Origin of the sequence: Thermosediminibacter oceani DSM 16646 (assembly GCF_000144645.1) — a bacterium.
In the GTDB taxonomy this organism is placed as follows: Bacteria; Bacillota; Thermosediminibacteria; order Thermosediminibacterales; family Thermosediminibacteraceae; genus Thermosediminibacter; species Thermosediminibacter oceani.
Genome location: NC_014377.1, coordinates 650,766 through 666,942 on the forward strand (window position 1 = coordinate 650,766; position 16,177 = coordinate 666,942).

At 49.7% G+C, this 16,177-nt stretch carries 14 protein-coding genes; all 14 read left to right on the forward strand.

Annotated elements, in window-relative coordinates; translation table 11 throughout:
* Positions 1–59 precede the first annotated feature (59 nt).
* The 14 genes from TOCE_RS03270 to TOCE_RS03335 all read left to right on the forward strand — a co-directional run bounded on the left by TOCE_RS03270 (position 60) and on the right by TOCE_RS03335 (position 16,168).
* A complete protein-coding gene (locus TOCE_RS03270; RefSeq protein WP_049817890.1) occupies positions 60–1,946 on the forward strand; it encodes a sigma-54-dependent Fis family transcriptional regulator in 1,887 nt (628 codons plus the stop codon).
* A gap of 169 nt (positions 1,947–2,115) precedes the next feature.
* Positions 2,116–2,418, forward strand: a complete 303-nt coding sequence (locus TOCE_RS03275) for a UxaA family hydrolase (protein ID WP_013275469.1) — start codon at positions 2,116–2,118, stop codon at positions 2,416–2,418.
* Positions 2,415–3,572: a UxaA family hydrolase gene (locus tag TOCE_RS03280; protein WP_013275470.1), complete on the forward strand. Its 1,158-nt coding sequence runs from the start codon at positions 2,415–2,417 to the stop codon at positions 3,570–3,572. Before TOCE_RS03275 ends, TOCE_RS03280 begins: the two co-directional genes overlap by 4 nt.
* A 17-nt stretch (positions 3,573–3,589) precedes the next feature.
* Complete coding sequence (locus tag TOCE_RS03285; RefSeq protein WP_013275471.1) at positions 3,590–4,555, forward strand: 2-keto-3-deoxygluconate permease; 966 nt, start codon at positions 3,590–3,592, stop codon at positions 4,553–4,555.
* On the forward strand, positions 4,548–5,807 hold the full coding sequence (locus tag TOCE_RS03290) for a four-carbon acid sugar kinase family protein (RefSeq protein ID WP_013275472.1): 1,260 nt from the start codon (positions 4,548–4,550) through the stop codon (positions 5,805–5,807). Before TOCE_RS03285 ends, TOCE_RS03290 begins: the two co-directional genes overlap by 8 nt.
* Positions 5,804–6,784, forward strand: coding sequence for a 4-hydroxythreonine-4-phosphate dehydrogenase PdxA (gene pdxA, locus TOCE_RS03295; protein ID WP_013275473.1), 981 nt, complete (start codon positions 5,804–5,806; stop codon positions 6,782–6,784). The genes TOCE_RS03290 and pdxA overlap by 4 nt, the downstream gene beginning before the upstream one ends.
* 226 nt (positions 6,785–7,010) lie before the next feature.
* Positions 7,011–7,301, forward strand: coding sequence for an Asp-tRNA(Asn)/Glu-tRNA(Gln) amidotransferase subunit GatC (gene gatC / locus TOCE_RS03300; protein WP_013275474.1), 291 nt, complete (start codon positions 7,011–7,013; stop codon positions 7,299–7,301).
* 19 nt (positions 7,302–7,320) lie between these two features.
* Positions 7,321–8,769: an Asp-tRNA(Asn)/Glu-tRNA(Gln) amidotransferase subunit GatA gene (gatA, locus tag TOCE_RS03305; protein ID WP_013275475.1), complete on the forward strand. Its 1,449-nt coding sequence runs from the start codon at positions 7,321–7,323 to the stop codon at positions 8,767–8,769.
* Between the two features lie 16 nt (positions 8,770–8,785).
* Entirely contained in the window at positions 8,786–10,213 is a 1,428-nt protein-coding gene (gene gatB / locus TOCE_RS03310; protein ID WP_013275476.1) for an Asp-tRNA(Asn)/Glu-tRNA(Gln) amidotransferase subunit GatB, read from the forward strand.
* A gap of 322 nt (positions 10,214–10,535) precedes the next feature.
* Positions 10,536–12,185, forward strand: a complete 1,650-nt coding sequence (locus TOCE_RS03315) for a peptide ABC transporter substrate-binding protein (protein ID WP_013275477.1) — start codon at positions 10,536–10,538, stop codon at positions 12,183–12,185.
* Positions 12,186–12,313: 128 nt separating this feature from the next.
* On the forward strand, positions 12,314–13,234 hold the full coding sequence (locus TOCE_RS03320; RefSeq protein ID WP_013275478.1) for an ABC transporter permease: 921 nt from the start codon (positions 12,314–12,316) through the stop codon (positions 13,232–13,234).
* A gap of 9 nt (positions 13,235–13,243) precedes the next feature.
* Positions 13,244–14,176: an ABC transporter permease gene (locus TOCE_RS03325; protein WP_013275479.1), complete on the forward strand. Its 933-nt coding sequence runs from the start codon at positions 13,244–13,246 to the stop codon at positions 14,174–14,176.
* Between the two features lie 13 nt (positions 14,177–14,189).
* Positions 14,190–15,209 (forward strand): ABC transporter ATP-binding protein, encoded by a 1,020-nt coding sequence (locus tag TOCE_RS03330; protein ID WP_013275480.1) that lies wholly within the window; start codon positions 14,190–14,192, stop codon positions 15,207–15,209.
* On the forward strand, positions 15,206–16,168 hold the full coding sequence (locus TOCE_RS03335) for an ABC transporter ATP-binding protein (protein ID WP_013275481.1): 963 nt from the start codon (positions 15,206–15,208) through the stop codon (positions 16,166–16,168). Before TOCE_RS03330 ends, TOCE_RS03335 begins: the two co-directional genes overlap by 4 nt.
* The last annotated feature ends 9 nt before the right edge of the window (positions 16,169–16,177 follow it).

Here is a 16,177-nt window from a genome sequence, read left to right on the forward strand (position 1 = left end):
TTCGGCGGAAAAGGAAACCCTAGGCCTAAGCGATTATGTCGACGAGGGTGGGTTTTAAAGTGAAAATCGTGCTTATTGCTCCTTATAAAGATTTGCTGGAGATCGCAATGGAAGTGAAAAAAGACCTGGATGTCGATATCGAACTGGAACTGGGGGATTTGAGCGAAGGCGTCAAGTTAGCCAGGGAGTGGGAGAAAAAAGGCGCTGACGTAATAGTAAGCCGCGGGGGCACGTACCAGCTTATAAAAGAATCAATTTCCGCGCCCGTAGTGGAAATTAAGGTGAGTGCTTTCGATATTTTGAGACAATTTAAGGGTTTGATCGGATACCAGCAAATTATAGGTGTAGCCGGATACAAAAATGTAATATACGGATGTGAAGTTATCGGAGAGATATTGAATTTAAATTTGATCAAAGTAGTCATCGAAAAGGAAGAGGAAGGTCCGCGGCAGGTTGCCGCAGCCAAAGAAAAAGGTGTTAGTTTAATTATAGGCGATACGATCGGCGCTTACAGTGCAAAAAAATTGGGCCTGGAGAGCCGGCTCATAACTTCCGGAAAGGAGGCGGTGGCTGCCGCCGTAAACGAGGCCTTCCGGTTGGCCCATGCCCTTCAAGCGGAGAAGGAAAAAGCCGAACAGATCAGAACCATAGTTGACTTCGTGCATGACGGAATAATCGCCGTAGATAAAGAGGGCGTAATTTCTACTTACAACAGGATGGCCGAGAAAATCTTCAAAAAACCGGCGGCCGAAGCCATAGGCCGGAAAATCGAAGCGGTGGTACCCAATACCAAGATTTACGAGGTGATGAAAACAGGAAAACCTCAGATAGGAGAATTGCAGGAAGTTTCGGATACCATGATCGCCACCAACCGGGTACCTATAGTGGTAGGCAACGAGGTCGTGGGAGCGGTAGCTACCTTCCAGGACGTAACCATGCTCCAGAAAGTGGAACATAAAATAAGGAGGCAGCTTGCCGACAAGGGCCTGGTAGCTGTATACAAATTCGATGATATTGTCTTTTTGAGCGAAAAGATGAAGGATGCGATAAACCAGGCCAAAAAATACGCGATGCTCGATTCGACGGTGCTCATCTTCGGGGAGACCGGCACGGGAAAGGAACTTTTTGCTCAGAGCATTCACAATGCCAGCAGGAGGAAAAACGGTCCCTTTGTAGCCATAAACTGCGCCGCACTGCCCGAAAACCTGCTGGAAAGCGAGCTTTTCGGCTACGCGGAAGGCGCTTTTACCGGCGCCCGGAAGGGAGGAAAAGCCGGATTGTTCGAGCTGGCCCACCGGGGGACCATTTTTCTCGACGAGATCGGAGAAATGCCTCCGGGCTTGCAGTCGAAATTGCTCCGGGTAATTCAGGAAAGAAGGGTTATGAGGATAGGGGATGACAGGTTGATCCCCGTGGATGTGAGGATAATATGTGCCACCAACAGGGACCTCGTTAAAATGATAAAAGAGGGCAAATTCAGAGAAGACCTGTTTTACCGCATAAACGTGCTGCAAATTAATATACCGCCTCTCAGAGAAAGAAAAGAAGATCTGGATGTACTTGTGCCTTATTTCATAAAAAAATATTCGCTAGGTTGCGGAAAGTATATAAAGGGCATAACTTCGGGGGCGATGGAGCTTTTGAAAACCCTCAACTTTCCGGGAAACGTAAGGGAGCTGGAAAGTATTATAGAAAGGGCATGCGCCCTCTGTGAAGGGACCTTAATAGACGTAGGGGATATAAAGTTTTATTACCGGGAAGAGAGCAATACACCGCCGGAAAAGGAAAGTTATGAGAGTATAAAACCGCTGGAGGAGGTAGAAAAGGAATACATTGTAAAAGTTATAAAGCTGACGGGAGGTAATTTATCGGAAGCCGCTCGGAAGCTGGGCGTTAACAGGACGACCCTCTGGAGAAAGTTAAAAAAGAATCGGGCTCCGGAATAATCGACAGTAAAGACCGTTGATGCAAAATGCAGCAACGGTTTTATTTTTGTAACACTACATGTTGCAAAATATTAGGCATACGAAAGCTCGGAGCAGGTTTTTTGCGGATAGTGCAATTCAAAAATATATGGCACGGTCCTTGCTTGACTGTTTGGCGGAGGTGATTTTAATGAAAAAACTAGCGGTGGTGGCTCATCCTAAGGACAATGTAGCCACCGCAGTGCAGAATTTGAGTAAAGGGGAGGAGGTACGTGTGGACGTAGACGGTAATGAGATGCGGGTGAAACTGCTGGTCGATATACCCTTCGGCCACAAGTTTGCGTTGAAAGACATTGAAGCTGATATGGATGTGATAAAATACGGGGAAGTTATCGGCAGGGCTACCCGGTCCATTAAAACGGGAGAGCACGTCCACGTCCACAACATAGAGAGCCTGCGAGGCAGGGGCGATTGGGAGGGTGAGAAAAAATGAAAATTATGGGATATGTCAGACCCGACGGCAGAGTGGGTATCCGAAATCACATAGTCATAATACCTTCTTCGGTCTGTGCCAGCGAAGTGGCAATGCGCATAGCTTCCCATGTGGAAGGAGCGGTGGCTCTTCCCAACCAGCACGGCTGCTGCCAGATCGGTGCCGACATGGAGCTCGTAACCAATACCCTCATCGGGCTCGGTAAAAATCCGAATGTGGCTGCAGCACTGGTGGTGGGGCTGGGTTGTGAAGGTGTTCCCACAGAAAAGGTGGCTGAAGAAATAGCAAAGACCGGCAAGAGGGTGGAGCATATAATAATCCAGGATTGCGGCGGGACGCTGAAAGCAGAAGAGATCGGGACCAGGATAGCAAGGCAAATGGCGCAGGAAGCTACACTGCTGAAAAGGGAAGAAGTGGATATATCCAATTTAATACTTGCGGTGGAATGCGGAGGTTCCGATACCACATCGGGACTTGCTTCGAATCCGGTGGCGGGCTACGTTTCGGATAAATTAATCGAACTAGGCGGTACATCCATGTTTTCGGAGACCACAGAGATAATAGGTGCCGAGCATCTGCTGGCAAAGCGCGCCGTTTCCAGGGAAGTGGCAGATAAGCTCCTGGAGATCGTAAGAAGGTGCGAAGAAAAGGCCAAGACGATGGGAGTGGATATGCGGGGAGGACAGCCTACTCCGGGCAACATCGAAGGTGGTATAAGCACCATAGAGGAAAAATCCCTGGGCTGTATATATAAAGGCGGTACGAAGCCGGTACAGGGAGTCCTGGATTATGCGGAGCCGCCGGCGGGGAAAGGTCTTTATATAATGGATACCCCCGGACAGGACATAGAATCAATAACCGGTATGACCGCAGGCGGCGCCCAGGTGGTGATCTTTACCACCGGCAGGGGCACGCCAACCGGTTCGCCGATTGCCCCGGTCATAAAGATAACCGCTAACCCCGATACGTATAAAAAGATGGAGGATAACATCGATTTCAACGCTGGCACCATAGTGGAGGGTGATGAAACTATAAAAGAAGCCGGGGAACGGCTATTCAATGAGATGGTAGAAGTCTGCAACGGCAAGCTTACCAAAGCCGAGGTATTAAAGCACAGAGAATTCGGCATGTATAAGCTCATATCGACTTTTTGAAAGAAGGGGTGAAGTTAGTGAAGATTTTAAAAGCCATTAACCGGGTCCCCGGTGGTTTGATGGTGGTTCCCCTTTTACTGGGGGCGATAATAAACACTTTCTTCCCGCAGGTCCTGCAAATAGGTGGTTTTACAACAGCCCTTTTTAAACAGGGGGCTATGCCCTTGATTGCTCTTTTCCTATTGTGCAACGGTGCGCAGATTACGATCAGACAGGCCGGAGTTTCTCTGGGCAAAGGCGTCGCACTAACGGCCGTGAAGTTTTTCATAGGCGCCGTTCTCGGGTGGTTTGTGGGGAAATTCATGGGTCCATCCGGCTTACTAGGTCTTTCCTCTCTTGCTATTATAGCCGCCGTCACCAATTCCAATGGCGGCCTTTACACGGCCCTTGCCTCTCAGTACGGCGATCCGACCGATGTGGGAGCTATTGCGGTGCTATCCATAAACGACGGCCCCTTCCTCACCATGGTAGCTATGGGGGCTACCGGGCTTGCCAACATCCCCTTTATAGCCCTTGTGGCGGTCGTGGTTCCGATTCTGGTCGGTATGGTGCTGGGCAATCTGGACGAGGACTGGAAAAATTTTCTCGAACCAGGACAAAAACTTCTCATACCGTTTTTCGCTTTTCCGCTGGGGGCAGCCCTGGACTTCAGGACGATTTTAAAGGCCGGCCTGCCTGGAGTGCTGCTGGGACTTTTAACGGTGGCAATCACCGGATTAGGAGGTTATCTAACGATAAAGTACGTTTTTCGCGAGAAGAAGGGCGTTGGAGCGGCTATCGGCAACACCGCTGGCAATGCCGTGGCGACTCCTGCTGCTCTGGCTGCCGCGGACCCGACTCTGGCACCTCTTGTTGCCGCTGCTACCGCTCAGGTTGCGGCATCGGTTATAATCACGGCCATCCTTTGCCCGCTGTTGGTATCATATCTGGATAAAATTGAGCGGGGAAATGACAATTCTTTGAGGAGAGAGAAAGTTGTATAAAGTCATAGTAATAGCCGATGATTTTACCGGAAGCAACGATACTGGGGTGCAGCTGGTAAAGCACGGATACTTTGCGATTACCCTGACCGATACAGCCCTAGCTGAAAAATACGAGGATGTTGCCGACGCCCTGGTGATAGATACAGAGACCCGGGGCGTACCGGCTTCAAGCGCCTATGAAAAACTGAAGGAAATATCAAAAATTGTAGGTGAGTATAAAGAGGCGGTGGTCTATAAAAAAATCGATTCCACCCTTCGAGGCAATATCGGAGCCGAGATCAGGGCGCTGCGCGAGGGACTTAAGCCTGACCTGACGGTATTCGCACCGGCCTTCCCCAAAAACGGGCGCACGACGGAAAGGGGCGTTCACTTCTTGAAAGGCGTGCCCATAGATAAAACCGAACTTGCCAGGGACCCGAAAAACCCCGTTACCACGGCAGATGTTAAAAAAATCCTGGTAGAAGGTCTGGGGGTTCCGGTTAAGCACAAGGTCCTGGAAGAAATAAACGGAGATCTAAAAGAAAACATGGAAAAAGAGCTGGGAGAATACGATGTATTTTCTTTCGATGCAAAAACCGACGACGATCTGATAAAAATAGCTACCGTCGTGCTGAACCTTGGCAGGAAAACGCTCTGGGTTGGCTCTGCCGGACTAGCCGAGGCCTTAATGGCCTCTCTTGAAAAAAAAGAGGGGAAGAAACCTGTGCTGATTATAGCGGGGAGCGTCAGCCAGGTAACCAGAAGGCAGGTATTTAAGGCACTGGAAGACAGCCGTATCGTCCTGGTAAAACTCGACGCAAAAAGGGCTTTATCGCATCCCCAAGAGGAAATAGATCGGGTTCGGAAAATCGCCCTGGACCACATGAGCGCAGCAAGGGACGTAATTATAGCGTCCGCAGTTGAGGAGGATGCGGTATCCGAATCAATTGCGGCAGGGATGAAAAAGGGGCTGTCTCCCATTGAAACCAGCGAGATCCTGGCACAGGTCCTGGGCGAAATCGCCTGCTCGATAGTGGCGGCAAAAAAACCGGCAGGTTTAGTGCTCACCGGCGGAGATACGGCCATACATGTGGTGAAGAGGCTTGCCGCCGCAGGGTGCAGGATAACTTCCGAACTGGAACCGGGCATACCGGAGCTTGCGCTGATTGGAGGGGCTGTCAACGGCCTTAGAGCTGTAACCAAGGCCGGGGCTTTTGGGAGCGATGAATCGATATTGAATTCGGTAAAATTTTTGAGAGGAGATGGAAGATGAGACCTCTTGTAGCGATAACAATGGGGGACCCGGCTGGGGTCGGCCCGGAGATAAGCCTGAAAGCTGCGGCGTCGGTAGACGTTTCCGGAGTTGCAAGGCCCTTGATTCTTGGTTCCGGTCCGGTACTCCGGTATTACGCTGACCTGCTTAAACTATCCGTACCTCTGCGAAGCATAAATTCACCGGAGGATTACCTGGATGGATTTGTAAATTATATACCCGTGAATAATCTTTCCCTGACCGATTTTGAGGTGGGAAAGGTCTCATCCCTCTGCGGGCGGGCGGCATACGAGTATCTGGAGGCCGGCGTAAAAATGGCCCTCCGGGGCGAAGTTTCTGCCATTGCTACAGCTCCTTTGAACAAAGAGGCCCTTCACAGAGCCGGTCTGGAATTCGCCGGTCACACCGAGATACTGGCGAAGCTGACGGGGACTAAGGATTACGCCATGATGCTGGTTGCGGGGAATCTGCGCGTAATCCACGTCTCCACCCACGTGGCAATCAGAAAGGCGTGCGATCTGGTCAAAGAAGAAAGAGTTTATAAGACCGTAACTATGGCGGCTGCAGCCGCCGGTTCCCTGGGGATACGCGATCCCCGGATAGCGATTGCGGGGCTGAACCCCCATGCGGGGGAGAAAGGACTTTTCGGCGACGAAGAGATAAAGGAGATAGTGCCCGCCGTAGAAAAAGCCCGGGAGCAGGGTTTCGACGTTTATGGCCCGCTTTCCCCCGACACGGTGTTTTTAAAGGCGTCCAGGGGCGAGTACGACGTCGTTGTAGCCATGTACCACGACCAGGGGCATATAGCCGTAAAGATGGCGGGATTCGAAAAAGGAGTGAACATAACTGTAGGCTTGCCTATAATCCGTACATCAGTAGATCACGGTACGGCTTTTGATATAGCCGGGAATGGCATAGCCGATGAAAGAAGTATGGTAGAAGCGGTAAAACTCGCGGCCCAGATGGCCAAAAAATAACGAATTCGTCCAGCCTGAGGATATATGTTCTTCACTGAACATATATCCTCATTTTTTTATAAAAGAGAATCTAATGATTTATCCATTCCAACGGCCTGCATATCCAGCGAACTCACCGAATAATTCGATCTTGAACCTGTTAAAATGTTGTAGATTTAAGACCAAAATGATAAAATTATATGCGTTGGACAGGTGTAAACAAAAATAACTTGAAGAGGGTGGAAGCGTGAAAATAACGATAGAAACCGTAGAGCATGTGGCCAATCTAGCAAGGCTCTATCTTTCGGAAGACGAAAAAGCTGAAATGGCACAAAAGCTCAACTCCATCCTGGATTACATGGATAAACTGAACGAGCTTGATACGAGCAACGTCCCTCCCACCGCCCATATAATTCCTATCAAAAACGTATTTCGCGAGGATGCGGTGAGGGAAAGCCTCCCCAGGGAAGAGGTCCTGAGGAACGCCCCCGATAAGGAACGGGGTTTCTTCAAGGTTCCGAGAATCATAGAGGATTAACGAAACGGAGGTAAAGGCGTTGAAGCTGTACGAATTGACCGTCCATGAAGCCCGCGAACTCCTTTCAAAAAGGGAGATTTCATCCGAAGAGCTGACAAAGGCAGTACTTGAAAGAATCGATCAAGTTGAAGAAAAGATAAGGGCGTTTTTAACAATTGACAGAGAAGGCGCCCTGGAAATGAGCAGAAAAATAGATGAAGAAGCCGATTTTTCCAGGACTTTAGCCGGAATCCCCGGGGCTATTAAGGACAATATATGCACTAAGAATTTGAAAACCACCTGTGCGTCAAAAATTCTCGGTAATTTCATACCGCCTTATGACGCCACAGTTTCGAAGAAGTTAAAGGCCGACAATGCGGTAATTCTCGGCAAGACCAACATGGATGAGTTTGCCATGGGGTCATCCACCGAAAACTCGGGCTTTTTCATCACCAGGAACCCGTGGGACCTGGAAAGGGTGCCGGGAGGTTCCTCCGGCGGTTCGGCGGCCGCCGTTGCGGCGGGTGAGTGCATATTCGCCCTGGGCTCCGATACGGGAGGTTCCATCCGCCAGCCGGCTTCATACTGCGGCGTTGTTGGCTTGAAACCTACATACGGCAGGGTTTCCCGCTACGGCCTGGTGGCCTATGCGTCTTCACTGGATCAGATAGGCACCATAACGAAGGATGTTACGGACTGCGCCATCGTGCTCAACGCGATTTCCGGTTGGGATGAATGCGATTCCACTTCCGTGAACATGCCGGTCCCGGACTATACCGAAAGCCTGGTTGCCGATGTCAAAGGCATGAAGATCGGACTGCCCAAAGAATACCTGGGAGAGGGAATAGACAAGGAGGTCCGGGAAGCGGTTCTGGCCGCCGCGCGCACTTTCGAGAGCCTGGGGGCCGTCTGCGAGGAAATTTCCCTTCCGCATACCGAATATGCCCTGTGGGCTTACTACATAATAGCCCCGGCGGAAGCCAGCTCGAACCTGGCGCGTTACGACGGCATAAGGTACGGCGTAAGGGCTGTAGATTACGACGATCTCATAGACCTTTACAAGAAAACCCGCAGCGAAGGTTTCGGGCCCGAGGTCAAGCGGAGGATCATGCTGGGCACTTATGCGCTGAGTTCCGGCTATTACGACGCGTACTACCTCAAGGCCCAGAAGGTAAGAACCCTGGTGAAAAGAGATTTTGACATGGCTTTCGAGAAGTACGACGTGATAATTTCACCCACCGCCCCGACAGCAGCCTTCAGGATAGGGGAGAAGACCGGCGACCCGCTTAAGATGTACATGTCGGACGTCTGCACGATACCCGTGAACATGGCGGGATTACCGGCTATTTCCGTCCCCTGCGGTTTCTCGAACGGGATGCCTGTAGGACTTCAAATAATAGGAAAGGCTTTCGATGAGGCCACAATAATAAGGGCGGCTTACACTTTTGAACAGGCTACCGATTACCACAGAAAAAAGCCCGTGCTTTAAGGATGGAGGTGCAAAGATGGAATTTGAAACCGTTATAGGCCTTGAGGTTCACGTAGAGCTTCACACCAAATCCAAGATATTCTGCGGGTGTACCACGGAATTCGGGGGCGAAGTAAACACCCACTGCTGCCCTGTATGCCTTGGAATGCCCGGGGTTCTGCCCGTGACCAATAAAAAGGCGGTGGAATACGCCATAAAGGCGGCTCTGGCGTTGAACTGCGAGATAGCTGAGTTTTCCAAGTTCGACAGGAAAAACTACTTTTATCCCGACCTGCCGAAAGCTTACCAGATTTCCCAGTACGACCTGCCCCTCGCCAGGAACGGCTATATAGAGATCGAAGTCGACGGCAAGGTGAAGCGCATCGGTATAAACCGGGTTCACCTGGAGGAGGATGCGGGGAAACTCGTCCACGAGGAAGGCAAAAGCTATTCGCTGGTGGACCTGAACCGCACCGGTGTACCTCTGATCGAGATAGTTTCTGAGCCCGACATACGCTCCCCCGAGGAGGCTTGGCTATATCTCAACAAATTGAAGACCATACTCCAGTACATCGAAGTATCCGACTGCAAAATGGAAGAAGGTTCGCTGCGCTGTGACACCAATATTTCTATAAGGCCAAAAGGGTCCGACAGGTTCGGGACAAAGGTTGAGTTGAAAAACCTGGGGTCCTTCAGGGCTGTCCGGCGGAGCCTGGAATATGAAGAAAAGCGCCAGAGGGAGATCCTCGAGCAGGGCGGCGCCATAGTCCAGGAGACGCGCCGGTGGGATGAAGCAAGGGGTATTACAATATCCTTAAGAAGCAAGGAAGAGGCTCACGACTACAGGTACTTCCCTGACCCGGACCTGGTTCCGATAGTTATAGAAAGGGAATGGGTGGAAAAACTTAAGTCCGAACTTCCCGAACTCCCCGATGCCCGGAAAAAAAGATACGTGGAAGAGTACGGCCTGCCGGCCTACGACGCGGAGGTCATTACGGCTTCCAAAGCCCTCGCCAATTTCTTCGAGCAATGTGTTTCACTATACCATGACCCCAAAACCATCAGCAACTGGGTAATGTCCGAGATGATGGGGATACTCAACGAGACCGGCAGGGAAGTCGAGGATATACCCCTTGGTCCCGAACACCTGGTGAAAATGCTGAAGATGATCGACGACGGCACAATCAGCGGCAAGATAGCAAAAGAAGTCTTCAGGGAGATGTTCGATACCGGTAAGGACCCGGAGGCAATCGTCAAGGAAAAAGGCCTCGTCCAGATCTCGGATGAAGCGGAATTGGAGAAAGTGGCGAGGAAGGTCATCGAGGAAAACCCGAAATCGGTGGAGGATTACAGGAACGGAAAGGAAAAAGCCATCGGATTTCTTGTCGGCCAGGTTATGAAGGAGACCAGGGGTAAGGCCAACCCGCAGCTTGTGAATAAAATACTGAAAGAGCTCCTGAAATGAGCTTAAAAAGCCCCCGTCCCTTCCGCGGCAGGGGGCTTTTTATATTGGCTGGACCCGATTATAATAAAAGTTTTTAGTTCGCTAAAAAAAAGAAGGATTTTTGTATTTGTTGTAGAATATAAATATTTTAATAAGATGGGACCTGTTGGAGAACACATTGTTAACAAACCTACCTGCATTTGTATTAAAAATATGGATAATATTTTAAATGTTATAAATAGTATATATAGTATTACTTGAAGGGGGGGATCGCTTAAGGGGCTATCCGGACAGGTTTTAATATAAACATTCTTAAAAATTATTCAGGAGGGGATTAGATTAAATGTTAAGAAAAAGTTTAGCCCTGGCTATCGTTCTGCTGCTGGTTCTTGGCACCGTTGCCGGTTGCGGCCAGAAGACCGACCAGCAGGCGGCAGAACAGACAGGGGAAAAAGAATTGGTTTTTGCGATTGGCGCAGAGGTTCCAAACCTTGATCCTCAGAAAGCCACCGATACTTACGCCATAATGGTCAGTAATGCCATTTTCGAAGGCCTCGTGAGGGTGCGCGATGGCAAAGTTGAGAAAGGAATGGCTGAAGATTGGCAAGTATCGGAAGACCAGAAGACCTGGACTTTCAAACTGAGGGATGCCAAGTGGAGCGACGGCAAGCCGGTCACAGCTTATGACTTTGAGTACGCCTTTAAGCGGCTGCTCGACCCCAATACCGCTTCCGAGTATGCCTACCAGGGCTACTACATTCTCAACGGCGAGAAGTTCAACAAGGGTGAGATAACCGATCCCAGCCAGGTCGGAGTAAAGGCTCTCGATGAAAAGACCCTGGAAATAAAATTAGAAAACCCTGTAAAATATTTTGATAGCCTCATGAGCTTCATATCCTTCATGCCGGTTAGGAAGGATGTTGTAGAGCAGCATGGCAATGCCTTTGCCGCCGACGCCGACAAGCTGCTTTTCAACGGCCCATTTGTCTTAAAGGAATGGAAGCACGAACAGGAACTCATTTTGGAAAAGAACCCCAACTACTGGAACAAAGATGCCATAAAGCTTGACAGGGTAAGGATCTTGGTAGTGAACGATACTAACACTGCGTATCAGATGTATGAAAACGGCGAACTCGATTTCGTAGGAATTCCCCCAGATTTTGTTGAGCAGCTGAAAAATGAAGGCAAGGCACTCTTCTATTACGATGGTGCAGAAGCTTACCTGCAGTTCAACGGAAAGAGGGAAGGCAAGCCCTGGCTCGCCAATGAGAACTTCAGGAAAGCTATAGGTTTTGCGATCGATAGGGAAGACTATATAAAGACTGTGCTGAGAGGCGTATCCGATCCCGCAACGAGATATGTACTGCCGCTCCTTTCCGGCCTTGAAAAGAAATTCGTGGAAGAATACCCGTATGAATACTATTCGAAGAAGGCCGATCCCGCAAAAGCCAAGGAATACTTGAATAAAGCCATGCAGGAGCTCAATATCAGCGATCCATCCAAGATGACTTTTGAACTGTTAACCGACGACAACGCCACATCTAAGATAAGTGCAGAAACAATCCAGGATATGCTCAGGAAGAACCTGGGCATCGAGATCACCATAAAGCAGGTTCCCTTCAAGCAGAGGCTTGAACTTACGCGCAGGGACAAGATGGACTACGATGTCGTGCTTGCGCTATGGGGACCTGACTATGACGACCCGATGACCTATCTCGACCTGTGGACGTCTGACGGCGGCTTCAACAGTACCGGCTGGAGCAACAAGGAGTATGACGAGCTTATAAAATTTGCAAAGACCACTGCAGATTTCAAGGCACGTGCTGACAAGATGTTCGAAGCGGAGAAGCTGCTCCTCGACAAAGGGCCGATCGTACCTCTCTACTTCAGGCAGAGGGCTTGGACCAAAAGAGACTATGTAACAGGCCTCGTCAGGAACTTTGTCGGTGGTGATCCGGATTTCATCTATGCTGATGTCGAAGGGAAAAACTAATTAAACTTAGGTTGTTCATAACGGAGGTATATGTAAGCATATACCTCCGTTTATGATAATTTAAAAATTTATTATTTGACAAGCAATAATTTCTTTTTTGAATGCTGTGTATAAAAGGGGGTAAGAAAATGGCCCGGTATATATTGAACAGGCTTCTCGTTTCGCTTGTCACCGCATTAGTCCTTGTGACCATAGTCTTTTTCCTGGTAAGGCTCCTTCCGGGGGACCCGTTCTTGAGTGAAAAAGTTACTCCCGAAATCAGGCAGAACATGATGAAATACTACGGGTTTGATAAACCGCTCCACATCCAGTATATAAGGTATATTTCAAACCTTTTAAAAGGCGATTTGGGGTATTCCCTGAGGTATCAAAATAGAACGGTAAATCAAGTTATAGAAGATGCATTTCCTTATTCTGCAGACCTGGGAATTCGCGCCGTTATTTTTGCTAGTATAGTGGGTATTACTTTAGGAATAATTGCAGCTTTGAACCGCAATAAACCCCTGGACTATGCCAGCATGTTTATCGCTATTGTGGGCATTTCTGTTCCGAGTTTTGTGATTGGGCCTCTGCTTCAATATATTTTTTCTATAAAACTAAAGCTTCTGCCTGTTGCCCAGTGGAAAGGTTTCGCTTATACAATAATGCCGACTTTTGCGTTAAGCTTGAGTTCTATTGCGCTGCTGGCAAGACTTATGAGGGCCAGTATGCTCGATGTGGTAAATCAGGACTATATCAAGACTGCAAAGGCCAAAGGCCTTTCACCAGTGCAAATAGTGTGGAAACACCAAATAAGAAATGCCATTTTGCCGGTGGTTACCGTCCTCGGTCCTGTAACAGCCACACTTCTTACAGGTACCTTTGTCGTAGAGCAGATTTTCGCAATCTCCGGGCTTGGGAAGTACTATATTTTAGGCACTCAAAACCTGGACTATTCGCTGGTACTAGGGATGACGGTTTTTTACGGCCTCTTCTTAATTGCAGCGAACTTTATAGTTGACATTATCTACGGTATTATAGACCCGAGGATCAGGATAGCAGGAAAGTAGGAGGTGAAGATGATGCAGAATAGTTTAGGAGAACTTTCTCAGGAGCTCTTTACCCATGTAGGCAAAAATATAAGGGAAATGGAGGCCATAGCGAGGCCCAGCATTACCTACTGGCAGGACGCGTGGAGAAGGCTAAAGCAGAACAAAGTCGCAATGCTGGGGTTAGTAATAATTATACTTTATACTCTCCTGGCAATAGTTGGGCCTTACATGACTCCATACGACTACAGGACTACAAACCCGTCCGAAATTAACCAGCCGCCGTCGGCGAAGCATTGGTTCGGGACGGATACATTGGGAAGAGATTTGTGGGCGCGCACGTGGATGGGCGCAAGGGTATCCTTGATGATCGGCTTTGTGGCTGCGATTTTGAATGCGGTAATAGGTGTACTTGTAGGGGGCATTTCGGGTTACTTTGGCGGTAAAGTTGACCTGGTAATAATGAGGTTTGTAGATATTTTGTATGCCATTCCGTATATGATAATTGTCATCCTGATGATGGTAGTCCTCGGTCAGGGTGTTATGACACTTATCCTGGCACTGGTTGTTGGCGGATGGCTTGGTATGGCAAGGCTTGTACGAGGGCAGGTTCTCCAGTTAAAAGAGCAGGAATTCGTGCTGGCGGCGAAAGTGCTCGGAGCAAGTCACGCAAGGATAATTCTGAGGCACCTGATACCGAATACAATGGGAGTGATCTTAGTAAACCTCACCATGTCTGTCCCGGGTGCCATATTCAGCGAGGCTTTCTTAAGCTTTATAGGCCTTGGAGTTCTTCCCCCGCAGTCAAGCTGGGGGCAGCTTGCAGCTTATGGTGCCCAGTCTTTCAGAATATATCCGTACCAGCTCTTCATACCAGCGTTTTTCATAAGCACGACTATGCTTTCCCTTAACCTCCTCGGCGATGGATTAAGGGATGCCCTTGACCCGAGACTTCGCAGTTAGGAGGTAGGCGGAAATGGAAAAGCTGTTAGAAGTAAAGGACCTGGAAGTTTCGTTTAAGACCTACGCTGGAGAGATAAAGGCGGTAAGAGGGGTTTCCTTCCACGTGAACAGGGGAGAGACGGTAGCGATAGTGGGCGAATCCGGTTGCGGCAAGAGCGTCACCGTACAGACCATAATGCGGCTGATCCCCATGCCCCCGGGAATTATCAAAAACGGATCGATTATTTTCGATGGCAAGGATATAACAAAACTCTCGGAAAAGGAAATGGAACACGTCCGGGGGTCCGAGATGAGCATGGTGTTTCAGGACCCCATGACATCCCTGAACCCGACCATGAGAGTGGGTGCCCAGATCGCCGAAGGTCTTATAAAGCACCAGAAAATGCACCCCAAACAGGCCAGGGAAAGGGCTATTGAAATGCTGAAACTGGTAGGGATACCCAATGCGGAGAAGCGCGTGGACCAGTATCCCCACGAGTTCAGCGGCGGAATGAGGCAGAGGGCGATGATAGCCATCGCGCTGGCCTGCAACCCCAAACTGCTTATAGCCGATGAACCTACGACGGCCCTGGATGTTACTATACAGGCGCAGATACTGGACTTGATGAGGGATCTGCAGAAAAAGCTGAATACATCCATAATAATAATCACCCATAACCTGGGCGTCGTGGCCAACCTGGCCGAGAGGGTCCTGGTCATGTACGCGGGTAAGATAATCGAGCGCGGCAGCCTTGACGATATATTTTACAATCCGCGTCATCCGTACACCTGGGGATTGCTGATGTCGGTCCCCACTCCCGAGCTGGATAAGAGTAAAAAGCTGGCTTCCATAGACGGCACGCCGCCGGACCTGTTCGCACCTCCGGTGGGCTGTGCATTTGCCGCCAGGTGCGAATACGCCATGAAGATATGCTACGAAAGGTATCCTGAGGACTTCACGGTGGGCGACGGCCACAGTGCCGCCTGCTGGCTGCTGCATCCCATGGCTCCAAAAGTGAAACCGCCTGTAGGAAAAGGGGTGACGTTATCATGACGGTTGCCGGGAATCCTCTCATAGAAATAAATAACTTAAAGAAGTACTTCAATGTGGACAGGGGTTCGGTGTTAAAGGCCGTCGACAACGTCAATCTTCAGATAATGGAAGGCGAGACTCTGGGCCTCGTGGGTGAATCGGGCTGCGGTAAGACCACCCTGGGGAGGACCGTAATAAGGCTTTACGAACCCACTTCCGGAGAGGTGCTTTTCGAAGGCAAAAACGTGCACAGGCTGCAAGGTCAGCAGTTGAGGGAATTCAACCGCAAGGCTCAGATGATATTCCAGGACCCCTATGCGTCGCTGAACCCCAGGATGACGGTCGGGGATATAATAGGAGAGGGTATAGATATCCATGGCTTATACAAGAACAAAGAGCGCACTGAGAGAATATACGAACTTTTGAATGTTGTCGGCCTGAACAAGGAGCACGCTAACAGGTTCCCGCACGAGTTCTCCGGCGGGCAGAGGCAGAGGATAGGCATCGCGCGAGCTCTCGCCGTGGAGCCCAAGTTTATAGTGTGCGACGAACCCATTTCCGCCCTGGACGTATCCATTCAGGCTCAGGTAATAAACCTGCTCATGGATCTTCAGCAGAAGCTGAAGCTGACCTACCTCTTTATCGCGCACGACCTGAGCATGGTAAAGTACGTATCCGACAGGATAGCGGTTATGTACCTGGGAGTTGTGGCGGAGCTGGCCACCTCCGAAGACCTGCACAAAAGGCCCCTGCATCCGTACACCCAGGCGCTGCTTTCAGCCATACCGGTTCCCGACCCGGAAACCGAGAGGAAGAAGAAGAGGATCCTGCTGGAAGGAGACGTGCCGAGCCCCATCAATCCGCCGGAAGGCTGCAGGTTCGCCAAGAGGTGCAGGCATGCCAAACCCGTTTGCACCGAACAGCAGCCGGAGTTCAAAGAAGTGGAGAAAAACCATTTTGTGGCATGTCACCTGTTTTAGAAAAAATAA